3 protein-coding genes are annotated in these 4,022 nt (G+C 59.5%); 1 reads left to right on the top strand and 2 read right to left on the bottom strand.

The window, feature by feature from the left end; translation table 11 throughout:
- Positions 1–1,251: isocitrate lyase (locus ACYP5B_RS48875; protein ID WP_459574681.1), on the bottom strand; the 1,251-nt coding region annotated here is incomplete at its 3' end.
- Positions 1,252–2,070: 819 nt separating this feature from the next.
- Between ACYP5B_RS48875 and ACYP5B_RS48870 the strand changes: the two genes are divergently transcribed.
- Complete coding sequence (locus ACYP5B_RS48870) at positions 2,071–3,081, top strand: CAP domain-containing protein (protein WP_459574679.1); 1,011 nt, start codon at positions 2,071–2,073, stop codon at positions 3,079–3,081.
- Positions 3,082–3,822: 741 nt separating this feature from the next.
- On the opposite strand, the gene ACYP5B_RS48865 is transcribed toward ACYP5B_RS48870, so the two are convergent.
- On the bottom strand, positions 3,823–4,022 hold a 200-nt coding region (locus ACYP5B_RS48865), incomplete at its 5' end, for an SDR family oxidoreductase (RefSeq protein WP_459574677.1).

The raw sequence follows: 4,022 nt of genomic DNA, 5'->3' as shown, positions 1-4,022 counted from the left end.
CTGATCGTATTCCACGCTCATCAGCTGGGTGCGCTCGTATGCCGACACATCCTTGCCCGCGGCCTTCATCGCGTCATACACCTGCTGGCGGAAATTAAGGGTCCAGTTGAACGACGGGCTGTTGTTGTACACCAGCTTGGCGTTCGGGATGACTTTGCGAATCTCGCTGACCATGCCGCCGATCTGGGCGATATGCGGCTTTTCGGTCTCGATCCACAGCAGGTCAGCGCCGTTTTGCAGTGCGGTGACGCAATCCAGTACGCAGCGCGCTTCGCCCGTACCGGCGCGGAACTGGAACAGGTTGCTAGGCAGGCGCTTAGGGCGCAGCAGCTTGCCGTCGCGCTTGATGATGACATCGCCATTGCCCAGTGCGTCGGCCGACAATTCCTCGCAATCGAGGAAGGAATTGTATTGGTCGCCCAGGTCACCCGGCGTGTTGGTCACCGCGATCTGCTTGGTCAGGCCAGCGCCCAGCGAGTCGGTACGGGCCACGATGATGCCGTCGTCCACGCCCAGTTCCAGGAAGGCGTAGCGGATGGCGCGGATCTTGGCCAGAAAGTCCTCGTGCGGCACGGTGACCTTGCCGTCCTGGTGGCCGCACTGCTTCTCGTCGGACACCTGGTTTTCGATCTGGATGCAGCATGCGCCGGCTTCGATGAATTGCTTGGCCAGCAGGTACGTTGCTTCGGCGTTGCCGAAACCCGCGTCGATGTCCGCGATGATGGGCACAACGTGGGTGACATGGTTGTCGATTTTTTCCTGGATGGCGGCCTTGGCAGGGCCTTGGGCAGCATCCAGTTCGCGGAACAGGCCGCCCAGTTCACGGGCGTCGGCCTGGCGCAGGAAGGTGTACAACTCGCGGATCAGCGCGCTGACGGAGGTTTTTTCGTGCATCGACTGGTCCGGCAGCGGGCCGAACTCGGAGCGCAGCGCGGCCACCATCCAGCCGGACAGGTAAAGGTAGCGGCGTTCGGTGCTGTTGAAGTGCTTCTTGATCGAGATCATCTTCTGCTGGCCGATGAATCCGTGCCAGCAACCCAGCGACTGGGTGTACTTGGACGGGTCGGCATCGTAGGCGGCCATGTCGGCGCGCATGATCTTGGCGGTGTACTTGGCGATGTCCAGACCCGTCTTGAACTTGTTCTGGGCACGCATGCGGGCAGCATACTCGGGGTTGATGGCATTCCATGCGCTGCCGTGGTTCTCTTTCAAACCGGCAACTGCCTTGATGTCGTCTTGATACTGGGTCATACGAAATTCCTAAGCGCGATTGAAGAAAGGGTTGCGTGTGCCGCTACGGATGTCGAAGCAAGCAGCGTGGAATCATTGTATGGCGCTTCTGGCGCCTCACTGTGAAGTCTTATATAAGACATAAGAGTTGGTTTATCCTTATTTTTCAATGAGATAGGCGTTGAATTTCGTGATGTGGAACGTGTTTTCGAGGAACGGAAACAGAACACTGCGGAAACTCGGCGAGAATTCCGCAATGTGAAAAGCGCTTTCAGTTGTTAGAAGTAAAGGTAAGCACAGATGGCTTGAGCAACGATAGTTGGGGGGATCTTGTAGACGTCTGTCGAACGAACAGTGTCATGAGTTGGCGCAGAAACGTGTGGCTGTCTTCGTGTCCGCTGTGGTCATTCGATCACGAGCGAGGATCTTCGCAAACTGGCCGGGAAGAGCCATCCGCCGCCGTGTCGGCCAATGGCGGCTTATCGGCCGACTCGGCCCTTCGGCGCTGCGTAGTCGAATGACTCAGAAGGGTCGATCTCCGACCTTCGTTCTCCCCGCAGGCTGGCGATAAGCTGTTTTTCCTGTGCCGCCACCCAATCGCAGGGTCAAACACTAATACTCAGATCCCTCTCCGTGGGCACCTGGACAGTCTCTAGGTTCTTGCATCTGCATGGGCGCCGACGGCGCGCCCTACCCACTTCCCCAGCTTGCCGCACCAGGCGCGCATGCTCCTGTGCACCAATCTTCCCGATATCACGTTAAGCCTCTGGAAGCGGATTTGCCAGGGTCACCCGCGGATCCTTAGCCCCGCTTGTACAGACCTAAAATAACCGGAAAAACGTGAAACAGAGCCTCTTCGCAATTGCCGCGATGTCTACCTTCGTCGCGGTCTGCGCCAGCATTGGTAGCGCTGGCGCCACCCCTCCAACGATTGCTTCAAACCTGCCACGCACACCGACCATCAGGAAGGAACCGTCTTCTTCTGCTTCGACTGCGATCGCGCTCACATCCACTTACTCCAGAACCGACCCGCGCCTCGAATTCTTCAATGCGCTCAACTCCCTGCGCATCGCAATGGGTGTAGGCGCGTTGCGGCAAGACGCCGCCCTGGACGCCGCGGCCGAGAACCACCTGGAGTATATGAAGCTCAACGCGGTGATGAGCCACACGGAGATCCCCGGGAATCCTGGTTTCACCAGTCCCGATCCGTACCAGCAAGTACTCACCGTGGGCGGCTGGCACAAGCAATGGGTTGGACAGAATGCTTACAACGGCGAGATTGGCCGCTGTCTTGCCTCGATGGCGAACTCGGTTTACCACTTGCAAGGGATTACCAGCAATCAGGAGACCATCGGCCTCGCCATGCATGACAATTACTGCGTGACGAACTTTGGTGTGGTGACCGCAGCCGGAACCGGCGGCTATGGCCTCGCCCAATGGGGCGGCCAACAACTGCCTCCCGGCACTGGCGCCCACTACCCAGCCGACAATGCCAACGTCCACGGCTTGTTCATTCCTGGCCACGAGATCCCGAATCCAGCGCCCGATCTGGCCAGAGCCGGTCCCCCGATCATGTTCCGCGTCAACGTTGAAAAGCCATCTGACGTGCTGACGGTCTCGAACTTCATCCTGACGGGGCCTGGCGGCAGTCGCGTACCGGCTCGCATCCTGGTGCCTGCCGAATCCAAGGCTGGCTCGGTTGCTTCGGCTGTCGAGGACGCGAGCTTGTTTCGAGGGGTAGTGTTCCTGCTCCCCACGCAGCCCATTACTGCCGGCACATACAGAGCGACTTTCGTCGGCTCGCGAAATGATGTGGCGATCAACAAGTCCTGGAGTTTTACGGCATACTGACCAGCCTCTTCCGCGTCTGCCTTTCTGGCCGATCGCTTGTGCGGTCCGGATGGCGCCAGCTTCGATCAGACGAACCCCCGAGTCGTGGGTAGTAGTGTCAGAGGCCATGACAGCCCTCCTGTAGCTCAATTCACGTCAGTGAGAATGCTACGGCGACAGGACCTTGGCAATCAAGGTACAGGCGATTGATCCGCAATGTGCTCGATACGACTCGGCATCGAGCACTTGAGCCGACTCTGTCGAAAGAGCGCTGAGGCAATGGTGTGGTGAGAACGGGCTGGAGATTCTGGAGTCGTAGCGCCAGTTAGACATGCCGCAATGTCTGGCCGTAAAGGGTGATCCGCTGGAAATTCAGGCACCGCCGCGACAAGCGAATCACCTGGCTCCACGCCGGGTCGGATCGGAACATGGCGAAGGCAATTCTCCACAATCGGCCATATACGGACGCTGGCCCACGGCTTTACGCGGACATTCGAATGGCGGCTCCGCCCTGAGCGCTGCCGATTCTCTGGCGCTTGACCCACCGTCCGCTGTGGGTCGTTTCGGCCGGTCGCACCAGGGCTCGCCAACGTCCGAGTTCGCCCAGCTTCCGCCCTCGGACCCTCATCACTCCAATGGCAGAAGCTCCGCCATTTCAGCCGTTCGCGCTCTTGGCCCTGTGCGATCTGAGGAACAACACTGCCCGTGGTACGAATACGGGTTCAAGATTGCGCTACGAGGGACCGGCGATGACTACCCCGCTCAGCCGTCCCTGTATTGGGCTCCGCCATCGGCGTCAGCCACGACACCACTCAGATAGGAGGCACGATCGGACGCCAGGTAAACGACCAGATCTGCGATTTCCCCCGGCCGAGCCGCGCGTCCGAACGGCAGGTGCTGGAGCATCTCCTCCCACCGCGACTCGTCCCCGAACTTCTGGAGCGCGCGCGCCTTGTAGAGCG

The organism is Cupriavidus sp. 8B, from assembly GCF_054589115.1.
The sequence above is the reverse complement of the archived record's forward strand: the minus strand, read 5'-3'. Positions and strand labels throughout refer to the sequence as shown.